General features: G+C 65.9%; 1 pseudogene. It reads left to right on the top strand.

What is annotated here, in order from left to right:
* Window positions 1-328: pseudogene (locus HX869_RS29595) on the top strand (hypothetical protein); the annotation flags it as partial.

The raw sequence follows: 328 nt of genomic DNA, 5'->3' as shown, positions 1-328 counted from the left end.
GGGCGAGCTGTTCATCGGCGTTGTGTAAGTGGCCCGGGGTTACCTGCGCCGTCCTGAGCTGACGGCCGGGCGCTTCCTCGAGGACCCGTTAAGGGCGGGCCGGATGTACCGCACCGGGGACGTCGGGCGCTACCAGCCGGACGGCACCATCGAGTATTTGGGCCGCAATGACGACCAGGTGAAAATCCGTGGCTTGCGCATCGAACTGGGGGAGATCCAGGCGCGACTGCTGCAATTCCCGCAGATCAACGAAGCCGCCGTGGTCGCCCGCGATTCACGGCTGGTGGCTTACTACACCGGCGTGCCGGCGCAAATCGACGCTTTGCGC

It is taken from the genome of Pseudomonas sp. P7779 (genome assembly GCF_013386315.1).
Classification (GTDB): Bacteria; Pseudomonadota; Gammaproteobacteria; order Pseudomonadales; family Pseudomonadaceae; genus Aquipseudomonas.
This window is presented reverse-complemented; position numbering and strand designations above follow the sequence as displayed.